At 33.5% G+C, this 14,052-nt stretch carries 17 protein-coding genes and 2 pseudogenes; 8 read left to right on the forward strand and 11 right to left on the reverse strand.

The genetic code is table 11. The annotated features are described in order from the left end of the window. Positions 1–27: 27 nt before the first annotated feature. The 6 genes and pseudogenes from AAGD29_RS09995 to def all read right to left on the reverse strand — a co-directional run bounded on the left by AAGD29_RS09995 (position 28) and on the right by def (position 4,169). Positions 28–1,068: an IS630 family transposase gene (locus tag AAGD29_RS09995; protein ID WP_341757344.1), complete on the reverse strand. Its 1,041-nt coding sequence runs from the start codon at positions 1,066–1,068 to the stop codon at positions 28–30. A 349-nt stretch (positions 1,069–1,417) separates the two neighbouring features. Then, positions 1,418–1,573, reverse strand: a complete 156-nt coding sequence (locus tag AAGD29_RS10420) for a membrane protein insertion efficiency factor YidD (RefSeq protein WP_410521155.1) — start codon at positions 1,571–1,573, stop codon at positions 1,418–1,420. Then, a pseudogene (locus AAGD29_RS10000) lies at positions 1,570–1,989 on the reverse strand (phosphodiester glycosidase family protein); the annotation flags it as partial. The gene AAGD29_RS10420 and the pseudogene AAGD29_RS10000, both read right to left, overlap by 4 nt. 17 nt (positions 1,990–2,006) lie before the next feature. Next, on the reverse strand, positions 2,007–2,456 hold the full coding sequence (locus AAGD29_RS10005) for a hypothetical protein (RefSeq protein WP_341758018.1): 450 nt from the start codon (positions 2,454–2,456) through the stop codon (positions 2,007–2,009). Between the two features lie 271 nt (positions 2,457–2,727). Then, entirely contained in the window at positions 2,728–3,645 is a 918-nt protein-coding gene (gene fmt / locus AAGD29_RS10010; protein ID WP_341758019.1) for a methionyl-tRNA formyltransferase, read from the reverse strand. Then, positions 3,642–4,169: a peptide deformylase gene (def, locus tag AAGD29_RS10015; RefSeq protein WP_341758020.1), complete on the reverse strand. Its 528-nt coding sequence runs from the start codon at positions 4,167–4,169 to the stop codon at positions 3,642–3,644. Before def ends, fmt begins: the two co-directional genes overlap by 4 nt. 292 nt (positions 4,170–4,461) lie before the next feature. Between def and AAGD29_RS10020 the strand changes: the two genes are divergently transcribed. From AAGD29_RS10020 to AAGD29_RS10035, 4 genes are all read left to right on the forward strand, one after another. After that, on the forward strand, positions 4,462–5,670 hold the full coding sequence (locus AAGD29_RS10020) for an ISNCY family transposase (protein WP_341757410.1): 1,209 nt from the start codon (positions 4,462–4,464) through the stop codon (positions 5,668–5,670). A gap of 682 nt (positions 5,671–6,352) precedes the next feature. After that, positions 6,353–6,493, forward strand: a complete 141-nt coding sequence (locus tag AAGD29_RS10025) for a hypothetical protein (RefSeq protein WP_341758021.1) — start codon at positions 6,353–6,355, stop codon at positions 6,491–6,493. Between the two features lie 17 nt (positions 6,494–6,510). Then, positions 6,511–6,882: an IS630 transposase-related protein gene (locus AAGD29_RS10030; RefSeq protein WP_341757990.1), complete on the forward strand. Its 372-nt coding sequence runs from the start codon at positions 6,511–6,513 to the stop codon at positions 6,880–6,882. After that, positions 6,846–7,364: an IS630 family transposase gene (locus AAGD29_RS10035; protein ID WP_341758022.1), complete on the forward strand. Its 519-nt coding sequence runs from the start codon at positions 6,846–6,848 to the stop codon at positions 7,362–7,364. Before AAGD29_RS10030 ends, AAGD29_RS10035 begins: the two co-directional genes overlap by 37 nt. Before the next feature lie 23 nt (positions 7,365–7,387). Here AAGD29_RS10035 and AAGD29_RS10040 read toward each other — a convergent pair whose 3' ends face one another. Continuing rightward, a complete protein-coding gene (locus tag AAGD29_RS10040) occupies positions 7,388–7,621 on the reverse strand; it encodes a hypothetical protein (protein WP_341758023.1) in 234 nt (77 codons plus the stop codon). Between the two features lie 291 nt (positions 7,622–7,912). Between AAGD29_RS10040 and hpf the strand changes: the two genes are divergently transcribed. Continuing rightward, entirely contained in the window at positions 7,913–8,497 is a 585-nt protein-coding gene (gene hpf / locus AAGD29_RS10045; protein WP_341758024.1) for a ribosome hibernation-promoting factor, HPF/YfiA family, read from the forward strand. Between the two features lie 353 nt (positions 8,498–8,850). Here the strand turns inward: hpf and AAGD29_RS10050 are convergent, their stop codons facing one another. Next, a complete protein-coding gene (locus AAGD29_RS10050) occupies positions 8,851–9,768 on the reverse strand; it encodes a phage tail protein (RefSeq protein ID WP_341758025.1) in 918 nt (305 codons plus the stop codon). A gap of 41 nt (positions 9,769–9,809) precedes the next feature. Between AAGD29_RS10050 and AAGD29_RS10055 the strand changes: the two genes are divergently transcribed. Together AAGD29_RS10055 and AAGD29_RS10060 are read left to right on the forward strand one after the other, a co-directional pair. Next, complete coding sequence (locus AAGD29_RS10055) at positions 9,810–10,181, forward strand: IS630 transposase-related protein (protein WP_341757990.1); 372 nt, start codon at positions 9,810–9,812, stop codon at positions 10,179–10,181. Continuing rightward, complete coding sequence (locus AAGD29_RS10060) at positions 10,145–10,663, forward strand: IS630 family transposase (protein WP_341757328.1); 519 nt, start codon at positions 10,145–10,147, stop codon at positions 10,661–10,663. The genes AAGD29_RS10055 and AAGD29_RS10060 overlap by 37 nt, the downstream gene beginning before the upstream one ends. Here the strand turns inward: AAGD29_RS10060 and AAGD29_RS10065 are convergent. The 3 genes and pseudogenes from AAGD29_RS10065 to AAGD29_RS10080 all read right to left on the reverse strand — a co-directional run bounded on the left by AAGD29_RS10065 (position 10,628) and on the right by AAGD29_RS10080 (position 12,350). Continuing rightward, on the reverse strand, positions 10,628–11,083 hold the full coding sequence (locus AAGD29_RS10065; protein ID WP_341758026.1) for a glycoside hydrolase TIM-barrel-like domain-containing protein: 456 nt from the start codon (positions 11,081–11,083) through the stop codon (positions 10,628–10,630). The genes AAGD29_RS10060 and AAGD29_RS10065 overlap by 36 nt on opposite strands. Further along, a pseudogene (locus AAGD29_RS10425) lies at positions 11,073–12,065 on the reverse strand (IS5 family transposase). The gene AAGD29_RS10065 and the pseudogene AAGD29_RS10425 overlap by 11 nt, the downstream one beginning before the upstream one ends. Positions 12,066–12,074: 9 nt before the next feature. Further along, the gene (locus tag AAGD29_RS10080) at positions 12,075–12,350 is read right to left on the reverse strand and encodes a hypothetical protein (RefSeq protein ID WP_341757973.1); all 276 of its coding nucleotides are present in this window, start codon (positions 12,348–12,350) and stop codon (positions 12,075–12,077) included. A gap of 69 nt (positions 12,351–12,419) precedes the next feature. Between AAGD29_RS10080 and AAGD29_RS10085 the strand changes: the two genes are divergently transcribed. Further along, on the forward strand, positions 12,420–13,460 hold the full coding sequence (locus tag AAGD29_RS10085) for an IS630 family transposase (protein WP_341757344.1): 1,041 nt from the start codon (positions 12,420–12,422) through the stop codon (positions 13,458–13,460). Positions 13,461–14,052 lie beyond the last annotated feature (592 nt).

The following is a 14,052-nucleotide window of genomic DNA, read 5'->3' on the forward strand; positions in this document are numbered from 1 at the left end:
ATGCCGTGGCGATCCAGGTATACTCAATTAACCTGAAGAGTTGCAGAAATGGTTAACGGTAATAGTTTGGAAATTATCGTTTATTAAGGTACGTAACCTATCTTTATAATCACCGATGTTGCTAAAAAATTTGTTTATTGCTTCCGAAAATTGTTCAAAATTATGATAAAATTTATTATTAGTTGTAATACGGTGCATAAACTTCCATAATCTCTCAATTGGGTTCAGATTTGGACTATATGGTGGCAAAAATACTAGCTCTATTTTCGTATTTACTAGGTATTCCTTGACTTTCTTGGATTTGTGGTAACTAGCATTGTCACAGATTAAATATATTCTCTCCTTGTCACTATTCTCCTCTTCTAACTTTTGTAAAAAATTAACTATCTGCTCCCCATTTATTTTGGGGTTCTCTGTACTTACTAACTGCAAATCGGCTAGGTTAATAGCACCAATCATGTGCTTTCTTTTCCAGCCACTGAATGTTGGTAAGGTTTTATCTTGGTTCTTTCTTATCCAACCACACCTTGCCCTTGCTTGATACTGAGGATGAACACCATCCATAAAATATATAGCTTCCTTATCTCTGAGATTCCCTTTTAGCAAACTGTAGTTTAACTTAAATAATTCTTGCTTGTCAAAATCCAGCTTAGCCGGTACTATTTTCGGCTTCTTGTAAACAAATCCCAGTTTGTATAGTAATTTTGTTACTCCCGTTATCGTATATGTCACACCATATTTGTTCTCAATGTGATGCATAATATCTTTCGCATAAACATAATTATTTGCTTCTAGGTGAGTCACTAATTCTGTCTTCTCACCATCACTTAATTTGCTTGCACTACCCCCATTGTCGGTATTAAGCTTATTGGCTTTTTGATAATCAACAATATGTTTTCTTATCGCTTCGTGGCTCAAGAGTAGTACCTTAGCAATCTCTACATTACTATACCCATCGTCATACATCAAAACTGCCTTAATACGATCACGTATGCGTCCGTCTCGTTCTGTCTTATGACGTTCCTTCAACTTTTCTCTTTGTTCTTCTGTCAATACATTCTTACTCATAATGTCCTAAACTTTATAATATCTCTCCTATCTTTGCAACTCTTCATTTATGAGTAGTATAAACAGCGAAGCTGTTTTTTCTAGTACGCTTCGCGTATCCTAGATTGCCGCGTCGCCGCTTTCAGCGACTCCTCGCAATGACGATCAGCAGCCATTTTAATAGTGGTTATATAAAAAATGTAGGGTACTATGGTACGAGTGTCGAACACCGGAGCGTACATATACTCGATGAAAATCAACAATTGTGTTGTCGTTGTCCAAGACCTGCGGTACTCATGTACTAGTGTTATCTTTACCCACATCTTTTAAAAGTGGCATACTTATTAGGCTTTAAAATACATCTTTGATATTAAAACCTGATATGTATAACCTCTTCAAAAAGATGTGGGTAAAGATATGACTCTGAACATGATGGATAAAAATGACAATTATCTCCAAGTAAGGGGGAGATAAAGAACCGGTAAAACTTAATAAGTATAATTAATAAATTAAAACGATATATCATTTCTTTTTAAAAATGATAACATCAGAAACTGGGCGTACTGTTTGTACTCCTTCTTTTTCATCTTTATCCCCAATAGTTAAATTTACTACCTTACCATTAATCCATAAAGTAGAAGAACCACCACCATCTAAATTAATAGCATGTTGACAACCAAGATTTTTCATTAATGTTGCAAGCTCTAAAATAGTTAGCCCTTGTATCCCATCATCTGATGAGAATTCTTCTTTAAGAACTTTTTTCAATTGATCAAAAGTGAGAGATCCATAGTTTTGATGATGATATTTATTAGCAAATACCGATCCCTTTTTTTTCATAAGAGATTGTACCTCTCCTATAGTAATGTCAAGTATATCCCTAGAATAATTATGCTCTGCTATCACCACAACAATAGTATTATTAGCTTTTATTCCTATAGCCGTGCGTGCATTAGGTTTTACATAAAATTATCACTATTTTTATCATTAAGGAATTGTGGAATTTTGTTATTATCAATTAACAATGGGATACCAGAAAGAATAGATACTTCACTTGTTTGATAATTTTTAGGATTTAATACCATAATGGACATTACTCCTGAATTTACCATAATAATGGATTGTTTTTCATCTATTATGTTATATTGATGCCCATTAATAATTAAAGTTTTACTTGGCATGCCATCTTTATTACCACCAATTTCAAAAAATCCCCCATTAATTGCTATTGTAGCCTGAGATCGTTTGGCAATTGCCGGAACAGTCTCACGACCAATAGCCCCATCATTAGCTTTTACAATTGCAGTTATATAATCTTTAGGATTAATAGTAACGATATGAATAATATGCTTCCCTTTCGTTCTCTTTTCATAGGTAAAACCAGAAGCATTAACGATACTTGCTTTCATCAATAACACGGCTAGCAAAATTATTATCTTAAAATTTACCACATTAGTTCTCTTTAAAATACTTATTGAGTTTTAGCTATATACTGCTCGTAAATGAAGAGTTATATCTTTACCCACATCTTTCTGAAGAGGTTATACATATCAGGTTTTAATATCAAAGATGTATTTTTAAAGCCTAATAAGTATGCCACTTTTAAAAGATGTGGGTAAAGATATGATTATATGTACACCTAGCACGCTCACCATTCATTTTCAAATCCAATTCGTAGGATCATTTAAGTATACCTAGGGGGATTTGTACCCCACGTATAAATTCTTCAACGTTTAAAGCTTTTCTTCCTTCTTGCTGTAATTTTTTGATAATCAAAGTACCCTTACCACAAGCTATCTCTAAGACACTATTATTAACTACAGTACCAGGCGGCAATTTAACATCCAAATCATTATAATACGCTTCTAGGATCTTTATAACTTTACCTCTATATTCAAAATATGTTCCAGGCCATGGATTCATACCTCGAATTCTACAATCTATTTTGTAAGCAGTCTCATACCAATCTATCTTCCCTTCTTCTTTCTTGAGTTTATGAGCATAAGTTACTCCATCTTTATCTTGGACAATCCTTGGTAAGTTATCAATATTATCTAGAGTTTTAACCAATAAATCAGCCCCTATTTCTGCACATTGGTCATGCAAAATTGGTAAGGTTATTCTAGGAGAGAGTGAAAACGAATGCTGCAATATAATATCACCAGTATCCCAACCCTCATCCATCTGCATTATGCATACAGAAGTTTCAGGGTCTCCTTCTATAATAGTATGCTGCAATGGAGCGGCTCCCCTATGACGTGGTAAACTTGAGGGATGAATATTAAGACATCCATATTTCTTGGCTTGTAGGATAATTTGTGGTATCAAAAACCCATAAGCAACTACTACTATTATATCCGCATCAATTGAATTAATTAAATTAGTTATTTCTTCGGTTTTCAAGGTTTTAGGGGTATAAGTTGGAATATCATATTTTGATGCCAAACTATGGATAGGTGATGCTACCTCATTTAGCCCCCTTCCTTTAGATTTTGGGGCTTGAGTGAATACAGCAACTACTTGGTGATCTTTGCTATTAATTAAACTCTTAAGAGTAGGTACAGCAAATTCTGGCGTACCCATAAAAATTACTTTCACAAAATATTATTTTTTAGCTTTTTTAATTTACGTAATGCTACGTCCTTTTTCATATTACTTAAATAATCAATTAGTAGCCTACCATCTAAATGATCCATCTCATGCTGAATAACCCTAGCAAGCCAACCATCAGTTTTTAATTCTTGCTGGCTATTATTATAATCTAAGAATCTTATAGTTATAGACTCAGACCTTGCTACCTCGACCCGTTGTTCCGGTAAAGATAAACATCCTTCTACTGCCACAACTAATTCTTTAGATTTGTCTATTATCTTCGGGTCAGCGACAAATAATGGATAAAAACCAACTGGTCTTTCTGTATCATCATTATTCTGCAAATCAACTACCAATATACGCTTAGCTATTCCAATCTGAATGGCAGCTAACCCCACACCATGATCGTGATACATAGTTTCAACCATATCATCCATCAACTTTCTTATGTTATCATCGATTATGCTTACTGGCAAAGATTTTTGTTTTAATCTTGAATCTGGAGCAGTCACAATAGGTAACACAGACATAATACTTTAAAACCATAGATTATTTATACTCTTCTGCTCCTACGAATTGTTTTTTGAAAATATCAGGAACTCGCGTACTCATGTACACCTAGTTCGCTCGTCCTTCATTTTCAAATCCAATTCGGAAGTCACATTCGAGTATACCAAAACATTTACATTGTACCACAAAATAACCAATGAGTCTAGTGTGTGCATTGGCTTATGTCGATAACAAGGTGTATGACCGTATTTGGTAACAAGGTAATTGTCCGTAAATAGAGTATAAGTCTCTCTCAATTAGAAGAGAGAGGTTATGCCAAGTAAGACAAACATATTACAAGAGGTTATAAAAATGCGATTTGAAGAAATATACGACAGATACGATAGAGGAGAAATTAGCAACGAAGTTGCAGCAGATTTATTAGGATGTAGTGAGAGAACATTTAGACGAAAGAAAGTGAGGTATGAAGAAAGTGGATTTTTTGGTCTGTTAGATAGAAGGATAGGTCATATGCCACCTAACAAAGTAGCAGTAGATGAAGTAGAGCAAATGCTAAAATTATACGAAGAAACATACTATGATTTTACATCTAAGCATTTTCATGAACAGCTAGTAAAGAAACATAAATTTAAGCATAGTTATAATTTTGTTAGGATATCGCTGCAAGGATGTGGATTAGTAACTAAACTTACTAATAAGAAACCTCACCATCGTCTTAAAAGACCTAGGAAGCCCATGGTTGGCATGATGCTGCATCAGGATGGTTCTACACATGAGTGGATTTATGGACTAGGGTATCATCCGGATTTGATAGTGACAATGGACGATGCTAGCAATGAAATATATTCAGCATTTTTAATAGAAGAAGAAGGAACAGCAAGTTGTTTTATAGCCCTGACAGAAGTCATAGAAGCTAAAGGGTTATTTAGTTCTCTGTATGTGGATAGAGGTAGCCATTATGCTTACACGGCAATAGCCGGTGGTAAGGTAGATAAGAATAACCCGACACAAGTAGGAAGAGCGTGCAAGCAACTTGGCATTCAGCTTATCCATGCCTATTCCCCAGAGGCGAGAGGTAGGTCAGAGAGGATGTTTGGCTCTCTTCAGAAGCGGTTACCACAAGAATTCAGAGTAGCTGGTATTAGAACGATTAGAGAGGCAAATTGTTATCTTAAGGAAGTTTTTGTTCCAGAATATAATGAGCAGTTTTGCGTGACCCCAGAGCTTAAGGAGAGTGCGTTTATCCCCTATACTGGAAGGGATTTACAAGATATATTATCGATTCAAGAGGAAAGAGTAGTAGCAAAAGATAATACTGTTTCCTATAACAAAAAACTCTTGCAAATCCCAAGTAATGACCAGAGGTATCATTATGTAAAATGTAGAGTAATGATACATGAATACACCAATGGAGAACTGGCTATTTTCCATGGTGCTAGGAGAGTAGCAAAATATGATGCAAGTGGCAAGGTAATTGTGAAGTTAAGCAAAAAGGCTGATAGCGTCAATATTGCAGCCTAAAGTGAGCTAGTTATTGTGAATCACTAACTTTAACTGGTTGTGGAATTATGGATAACTTCTAACGAAGTTTCCCACAATTCCACAACCACAACCATCTAAATTTTAAAAAATATTTTTTAAGAATTTAAAAAAAAGATTCACAATAAAACGGACAATTACCTTGTTACAAAACCCGGACATTTTAGAATGTTATTGACAGTGTGTGCATTGGCTTAGTGTGATAGGGCAATTTAAAAGTCACACTCTAGAGTTGAAATAAGTAATTATTAAGAACATCAAACGTCATTGCGAGAAGGCGTGAAGCGCCGCCGAAGCAATCCAGGAAACAAAAAAATAAAATTATCGTATTTTTGCTGGATTGCTTCGTCGGTTGCAGCAAGCAACCTCCTCGCAATGACGTTTGTAAGCACATATCTACCTAAAATTGTTTCAGTTTTTCAACTTTAAAGCGTGACTTTTAAATTGCCCTGTAGTGTGATAGGGTAATTTAAAAGTCAAAACCAATAGTTGACATGTATGCGTAATATTAACTTGTTACATCGAATTCAGGTTAAATTATTAAGATAGTTTAAAATATTTATACATTTTTACCCTGAAACTATTAGTACACGCATAAAAATCATTATACTTCTTAGGTTCTGCACGCAGAACTTAATTAGAATCAATATATGGTAATAAATTTATGGTCAACAAAGTAAATATATATAATGTTATTAAATTCCAATCCCCATTTGAACGTCTTAAATCATACACTAATTCACCTGATGTTATCTTACGTAAAGCTATTATAGTGAAACACATTGAATTAGATGAGTTTATATGATATAAATAAGAGAAAAAATGTCAACAAGCCCATATAGTCAAGATTTAAGAGAAAAAGTAATAAATTATATAGAAAAAGGTAATAGTCAAAGATCTGCTGCTAAGATATTTGATATACACGAGAATACAATTAGTCGTTGGAAGGTAAGGAAGAAAAAAGAAGGAACAATATTAGCAAAAGTAAGATTAGGATTTAAAAGTAAAGTTGACAAGCAACAATTAGAAGATTTTGTCAAAAATAATTCAAATATTACGCTAAAAGATATTGGTAAGAAATTTGGGATTACAGGCACTCAAGTTGGAAGAATATTAAAGAAGTTAGGCTATAGTTATAAAAAAAAACCTTTAGCTATTTGGAAGCAAGTGCAGAGAAACGATCTGAATATTTAGAAAAGGTCAGTAAATATGACAAAGAGCAAATAGTATATCTTGATGAAAGTGGTATAGATAGGACTATTTGCCAAGATAGAGGTTGGGGTAAGATAGGAGAATTGTTGCTAGGACAAAAAAGTGGTAAACAGTATCAAAGAACTAATATCATAGCTGGTTTGGTAAATAATAAGCCGATAGCCCCTTTTGTGTTTAATGGAACTTGTAATACAGAACTATTTAATAATTGGGTTGAGAAGTTTTTAATTAAAGAATTAAAAGCAGGACAGGTTGTAGTACTGGATAATGCTAGTTTCCATAAATCAAAGAAGACGAAAGAATTAATAGAATCAGTAGGTTGTAAGGTTATTTTTTTACCCCCATATTTACCAGACTTAAATCCAATAGAAAAATTTTGGGCTAATATGAAAAAATGGATTAAAAATAAGATAACAGAAACTAGTAAATTATTCGAAGCTATTTCTATGTTCTTTGTCACCTAATTCAATGTATTTTACTATATTACTCAGGCAATTATTGACGCAACCAATATATCAAAATTCCGCACAGCAAAAAAGCTAGAACAAGAAGCAAAATCATGGATTTTTGGTGGTAGTGAATCTTTTAAAGAAACTTGTCTAGAAGGTGGGATTGAGCCATCTTTTGTAGTAAGAGTAACCAAAGCAATTATAAAGCTACATAAGGATAAATCTAGGCTTAGAAAGCCATCACAACAAAACCCGGTAGATAGTAAAAACAAAAAAAACGTTATTTAGAACAAAATTATAACCTTATTTAAGTTAGCTATAAAATGTTACAATTTAGGTAAAATTACGGGCAAAGAATCGCTTTTTAACTGAAAAACAATTTGAAGTAAGAGTTATAAGCTTATATTCTATCTAAAGCAATTATCAAGCCATTATAAAAATTTCAAAATAATGGCTTGAAATTCACATGATTATACATTAGTTGTATAGATAGGTAGTTGGGTGTGTGATAGATATTTTCTATTACATATAATATTTGACTTAACTAAATTAAAGGGGATTTTATGCAAATATCAATATCAGGTCAACATATTTCTATTGGGAATTCTTTGCAAGACTACGTAAGAAACCGTACTATGCAGGTGTCAGAAAAGTATTTTTGTGATGTAATAATTAGTGCAAACGTGCATTTCTCTAAACAAGGGTTTCAACTGGTTTGTGATATTGTAGTGAATGATGGCACAGGTAGACATATGATATTGAAAGGTAACGCTACTTCAGATGACATATATTCAGCGTTTGATATTGCTCTTTCTAGGCTTGAAAAGCAGCTTAGAAAGTATAAATCTAAGCTCAAGGATCGTCATGATAGAGTTAAAATATCCGAAGTAACATCTAAAGCAGTTAAATATACTATAACACCCCATCAATATGAACATGAAGACGAAGATAATGTGGCAGCATATGATAATCCTGTAATTATAGCAGAAAAATCTGTAGAAATATTAACTCTATCAGTAAGTGGAGCAGTGATGAAAATGGATCTTGAGAACCTTCCTGCTTTAATGTTTCAGAATAGTCATACTAATCGCATGAATGTAGTTTATTACCGTCGGGATGGGAATATATCTTGGATAGATTCCAAATAAATTTTTGCTACTTATACTCAATAATCAAGTTTTTATTGAGTTATGTAATTCAAGACAGTTTAAAAGTCATAAAAAGAAGCCGAGAAGATGTCATTTCCGCGTGGATCAAAAAGCCAACGTAAGTAATGGTACTTACAGGATCAAAAACGATGTCATTCCCGCGTAGGCGGGAATCTAAAGAAATAGACAGGTAGGGTGCTTTAGACATTCTAGATTCCGCACCGAAGCGGGAATGACATACTAGTGATCCACGCGGGCAATGCCTTCGTGGGAATGCATCAAGGCTATCACCATTACTATGTTTCAAACTTTCTTGGGTTAGCTATGCTCCGAATGCTTTGAAGAGCAGCTATTCACTTGAATATATAACTCTCAACTTCATCAATAATTCCGTGAATTTCAACAGTTAGGCGAAATAATCTCAAGGAGATAATTCTAATTTGATATTGATAATTCCGATAATATAATATGATAAAATCCCCCGGTTGATATTTGATAAAATTTGCTGGCATGATAAATCTTAAAATTTTAGTTTCAGTAGCGGCATTTTTTAGGATTAACTGACCTAATCTTTCAGCTTCAAGATAAGATAGTATAATAGGTAGTTTTAAGTTAGGAATAGGTCTATGTGAAAAATTCTCACTATTTATTTGGCAAAAGCTATTATTATAATCATCATACCGGTCGATAAAGCTTAGTGCTAGTTTACTAATAATGCTAGTTTTAGAAATTTCTATTTGTTCTAAATAACTATTGCTTGATAGTTTAACCAATATTTTGGGACTAATATGACTAGGGGTAGAATATCCACGTTTGGTGAACTTAATTTGTTCCTGATAAGCTATGATATCAAAGAAATATATAATCCGCAAAAGGTTAATAACATCAATACAAGATAAAGCTTTATTTAATACCAACCCTTCTACAGCTTCATCGAGAGTTGATATATCGATGTTCTTTAATGGAATACCGCATTTATAAGACAATTCGAGAATTATTGCCGCTAAACTACAAGCCCCAAACTTATTATTAACCCAATGCCCTTTTGCCCATAAGTTACCATCTCGCCAAATATTACTATGCGGCCAAGCTGGGTAAGGCCTAGCATCCCAAGTCCATAAAAACATTTGTTCGATATATTCTTGTGTTTGCCAATATTCAATAAAACTTCGAATAGCTTTACGCTGAATAGAAAAATCAACTTCACCAGTGGAATATCTAGGTACTCCACCATCACTACATAAAGGATCAAAGAATATATAGTGAAACACATTGAATTAGATGAGTTTATATGATATAAATAAGAGAAAAAATGTCAACAAGCCCATATAGTCAAGATTTAAGAGAAAAAGTAATAAATTATATAGAAAAAGGTAATAGTCAAAGATCTGCTGCTAAGATATTTGATATACACGAGAATACAATTAGTCGTTGGAAGGTAAGGAAGAAAAAAGAAGGAACAATATTAGCAAAAGTAAGATTAGGATTTAAAAGTAAAGTTGACAAGCAACAATTAGAAGATTTTGTCAAAAATAATTCAAATATTACGCTAAAAGATATTGGTAAGAAATTTGGGATTACAGGCACTCAAGTTGGAAGAATATTAAAGAAGTTAGGCTATAGTTATAAAAAAAAACCTTTAGCTATTTGGAAGCAAGTGCAGAGAAACGATCTGAATATTTAGAAAAGGTCAGTAAATATGACAAAGAGCAAATAGTATATCTTGATGAAAGTGGTATAGATAGGACTATTTGCCAAGATAGAGGTTGGGGTAAGATAGGAGAATTGTTGCTAGGACAAAAAAGTGGTAAACAGTATCAAAGAACTAATATCATAGCTGGTTTGGTAAATAATAAGCCGATAGCCCCTTTTGTGTTTAATGGAACTTGTAATACAGAACTATTTAATAATTGGGTTGAGAAGTTTTTAATTAAAGAATTAAAAGCAGGACAGGTTGTAGTACTGGATAATGCTAGTTTCCATAAATCAAAGAAGACGAAAGAATTAATAGAATCAGTAGGTTGTAAGGTTATTTTTTTACCCCCATATTCACCAGACTTAAATCCAATAGAAAAATTTTGGGCTAATATGAAAAAATGGATTAAAAATAAGATAACAGAAACTAGTAAATTATTCGAAGCTATTTCTATGTTCTTTGTCACCTAATTCAATGTATTTTACTATATTAGGCTGATTAGTCGCTTTATCAATGGAAGGAAAGCCAAATTCCGTAAACCAAATTTTTTTCATTTTTGGTTGCCATTCTGTTATTATGCCATCAGGATTACGATGATAATTTTCCCACCAATATCTTAAATTTTTCCAAGCATACTCTGCTGATAATTGACGTTGACTATTATTTTCATCTATAAAGTAATCATATCCTTCACCTGATTGCCAGCCTTTCATGATTTCTTCTGGTAAAATTCCTGAATTTATGCTTCTCGTTACAGGAAAGTAAGCATCAATACCTACAAAATCTATATATTCTGAGGCAAATAATTTGTCTAAATTATACCATCCATCTTGTGTGTGATGATACTCTGACCAATCTGCTGCATAAGTAACAAGTACATTAGACCTCATTCGAAACTGGTTGACGTAGTTCAAAATTATAAATGCCAGAGATCAAATTAAATCTAAGACCAAATCTTTTACGTCTATTTCGATATTTGTCAGCAATAATTTTGAACCGTTTTAGCATACCAATAACGTTTTCATTTAGAACTCTTTCTCCTGCTAACCTACGATTATTCTTTTTATCATTTTTAGTTAAAGGATTTTTCTTGCTTTTTTTCTTTGGTAATTCAGAATTATTGTGAATTTTTTGTATATACTCGATGAAAATCAACAATTGCGTTGTTGTTGTCCAAGACCTGCGGTGCTCACGTACTAATGTACGCTGTGCTCCTCGGCTTGGACACTCCTAGCACTTGTTGATTTTGATCTTCGTCTACCAACTCTTCATTTACGAGCAGTATACCTTGATATCCTGTATCAGTAATCGCTTTAACCTTAGGATGGATAAGAATTTTGGATTCCTTAAATAATCTAAAGTCATGTTTTTTACCGTTAGAAAAATCTGTACATATTACTTGGTGTGTTTTCTTGTCTACCACTATTTGAGTTTTTAGTGTATGCCTTTTCTTCTTTCCTGAATAATAGAATTTTTGTTTTTTTTGGGTCTTTCTATAGGACTCTCAGTAGCATCAATCAAGACTACTTCATAATTCATATCACTCTTCATTAGAGCTTTACGACCTGGAAGAGCAAAGTTTGGGTGTTTAACTAGGGTGTCTTCTACCCATTTAACAGCTTTATATGCTGAACTTTCACTAATCCCATAGTTCTGACCTATATGGAAATAAGTACGGTATTCTCTAAGGTATTCTAAGACCATCAGCAACTGTTCCTCCAAATTGAGCTTATTTTTACGCCCACCTTTTGATTTCTTAAGACCATCAGCTTGCCTCAAAATATCCACCATCTTTGAGAATGTTCCCTTCTTTACTCCTGTTAATCGACGAAATTTTTCATCCTCTAACTCTTTAATCTGATCGAATTTCATATTATTACTTCAAATCAGATATTTATAACACCATTCTACATCATTGTCTAGTTTCGAAAGAAGCCTAATAAAATTGCTGCTTAGATAATCGGTACTAACTAGGTAACCACCGGCAACATTTGATAATTTTTCCAACGTTCTGCCTACATAACTTCTTTGCTCTATTTGTTCTAAATTGACATCAAGAGGTACAAAAAAGCTAGAAGGCTCTCGATTAATTTTTTTAGCAACTGCCATTGATGCTTCTTTTTCCAGCTCAGCATCACTCCAATTGCCTGTTACCATTGCTCTAATATACTACTCATAAATGAAGAGTTGCAAAGATAGGAGAGATATTATAAAGTTTAGGACATTATGAGTAAGAATGTATTGACAGAAGAACAAAGAGAAAAGTTGAAGGAACGTCATAAGACAGAACGAGACGGACGCATACGTGATCGTATTAAGGCAGTTTTGATGTATGACGATGGGTATAGTAATGTAGAGATTGCTAAGGTACTACTCTTGAGCCACGAAGCGATAAGAAAACATATTGTTGATTATCAAAAAGCCAATAAGCTTAATACCGACAATGGGGGTAGTGCAAGCAAATTAAGTGATGGTGAGAAGACAGAATTAGTGACTCACCTAGAAGCAAATAATTATGTTTATGCGAAAGATATTATGCATCACATTGAGAACAAATATGGTGTGACATATACGATAACGGGAGTAACAAAATTACTATACAAACTGGGATTTGTTTACAAGAAGCCGAAAATAGTACCGGCTAAGCTGGATTTTGACAAGCAAGAATTATTTAAGTTAAACTACAGTTTGCTAAAAGGGAATCTCAGAGATAAGGAAGCTATATATTTTATGGATGGTGTTCATCCTCAGTATCAAGCAAGGGCAAGGTGTGGTTGGATAAGAAAGAACCAAGATAAAACCTTACCAACATTCAGTGGCTGGAAAAGAAAGCACATGATTGGTGCTATTAACCTAGCCGATTTGCAGTTAGTAAGTACAGAGAACCCCAAAATAAATGGGGAGCAGATAGTTAATTTTTTACAAAAGTTAGAAGAGGAGAATAGTGACAAGGAGAGAATATATTTAATCTGTGACAATGCTAGTTACCACAAATCCAAGAAAGTCAAGGAATACCTAGTAAATACGAAAATAGAGCTAGTATTTTTGCCACCATATAGTCCAAATCTGAACCCAATTGAGAGATTATGGAAGTTTATGCACCGTATTACAACTAATAATAAATTTTATCATAATTTTGAACAATTTTCGGAAGCAATAAACAAATTTTTTAGCAACATCGGTGATTATAAAGATAGGTTACGTACCTTAATAAACGATAATTTCCAAACTATTACCGTTAACCATTTCTGCAACTCTTCAGGTTAATTGAGTATACCTAGAATCTGACCAAACATATTAATGCCTTATATTTGTAGTTAATATAAACCTCAGTTTTGAATTAAAATTAAAAATTTTAATCCGAAATTGAGGTTATAAGGCATTATATCATATAATATACCTGCACTAAGTGTAGGTATATAATGGTGATAGCCTTGATGTCATTCCCGTTTCGGTGCGGAATCTAAAAAAATAGCCTAAAAGATTATTAAACATTATTAGATCCCTGCTTACGCAGGGATGACATCGTTTTGACATTAGTACTACAACTGTAGCACTAAATAGCGTAGTTAATAATGGGAAATGGTATAAGACATCGGTTTAATAGCCTAGGGTGTCCCTGCGAGGGTTTATGTCATTCCTGCTTCGGTGCGGAATCTAAAAAAATAGCCTAAAAGATTATTAGATATTATAGATCCCAGCTTTCGCTGGGATGACATCGTTTTGACATTAGTACTACAACTGTAGCACTAAATAGCGTAGTTAATAATGGGAAATGGTATAAGACATCGGTTTAATAGCCTAGGTGTCATCCCTGCGAAGGCAGGGATCTAAAAAAAGTAGATCGAAATACTGTTGA

This window comes from Candidatus Tisiphia endosymbiont of Ditula angustiorana, assembly GCF_964026425.1.
Taxonomy (GTDB): Bacteria; Pseudomonadota; Alphaproteobacteria; order Rickettsiales; family Rickettsiaceae; genus Tisiphia.

What these genes read in the sequence shown, in the direction of transcription:
- AAGD29_RS09995 (WP_341757344.1), bottom strand. Translation starts at nt 1,068, where the DNA reads ATGAGTAAGAATGTATTGACAGAAGAACAAAGAGAAAAGTTGAAGGAA.
- AAGD29_RS10420 (WP_410521155.1), bottom strand. Translation starts at nt 1,573, where the DNA reads ATGATATATCGTTTTAATTTATTAATTATACTTATTAAGTTTTACCGG.
- AAGD29_RS10005 (WP_341758018.1), bottom strand. Translation starts at nt 2,456, where the DNA reads ATGAAAGCAAGTATCGTTAATGCTTCTGGTTTTACCTATGAAAAGAGA.
- def (WP_341758020.1), bottom strand. Translation starts at nt 4,169, where the DNA reads ATGTCTGTGTTACCTATTGTGACTGCTCCAGATTCAAGATTAAAACAA.
- AAGD29_RS10020 (WP_341757410.1), top strand. Translation starts at nt 4,462, where the DNA reads ATGCCAAGTAAGACAAACATATTACAAGAGGTTATAAAAATGCGATTT.
- AAGD29_RS10025 (WP_341758021.1), top strand. Translation starts at nt 6,353, where the DNA reads ATGGTCAACAAAGTAAATATATATAATGTTATTAAATTCCAATCCCCA.
- AAGD29_RS10030 (WP_341757990.1), top strand. Translation starts at nt 6,511, where the DNA reads ATGTCAACAAGCCCATATAGTCAAGATTTAAGAGAAAAAGTAATAAAT.
- hpf (WP_341758024.1), top strand. Translation starts at nt 7,913, where the DNA reads ATGCAAATATCAATATCAGGTCAACATATTTCTATTGGGAATTCTTTG.
- AAGD29_RS10055 (WP_341757990.1), top strand. Translation starts at nt 9,810, where the DNA reads ATGTCAACAAGCCCATATAGTCAAGATTTAAGAGAAAAAGTAATAAAT.
- AAGD29_RS10065 (WP_341758026.1), bottom strand. Translation starts at nt 11,083, where the DNA reads ATGAGGTCTAATGTACTTGTTACTTATGCAGCAGATTGGTCAGAGTAT.
- AAGD29_RS10080 (WP_341757973.1), bottom strand. Translation starts at nt 12,350, where the DNA reads ATGGTAACAGGCAATTGGAGTGATGCTGAGCTGGAAAAAGAAGCATCA.
- AAGD29_RS10085 (WP_341757344.1), top strand. Translation starts at nt 12,420, where the DNA reads ATGAGTAAGAATGTATTGACAGAAGAACAAAGAGAAAAGTTGAAGGAA.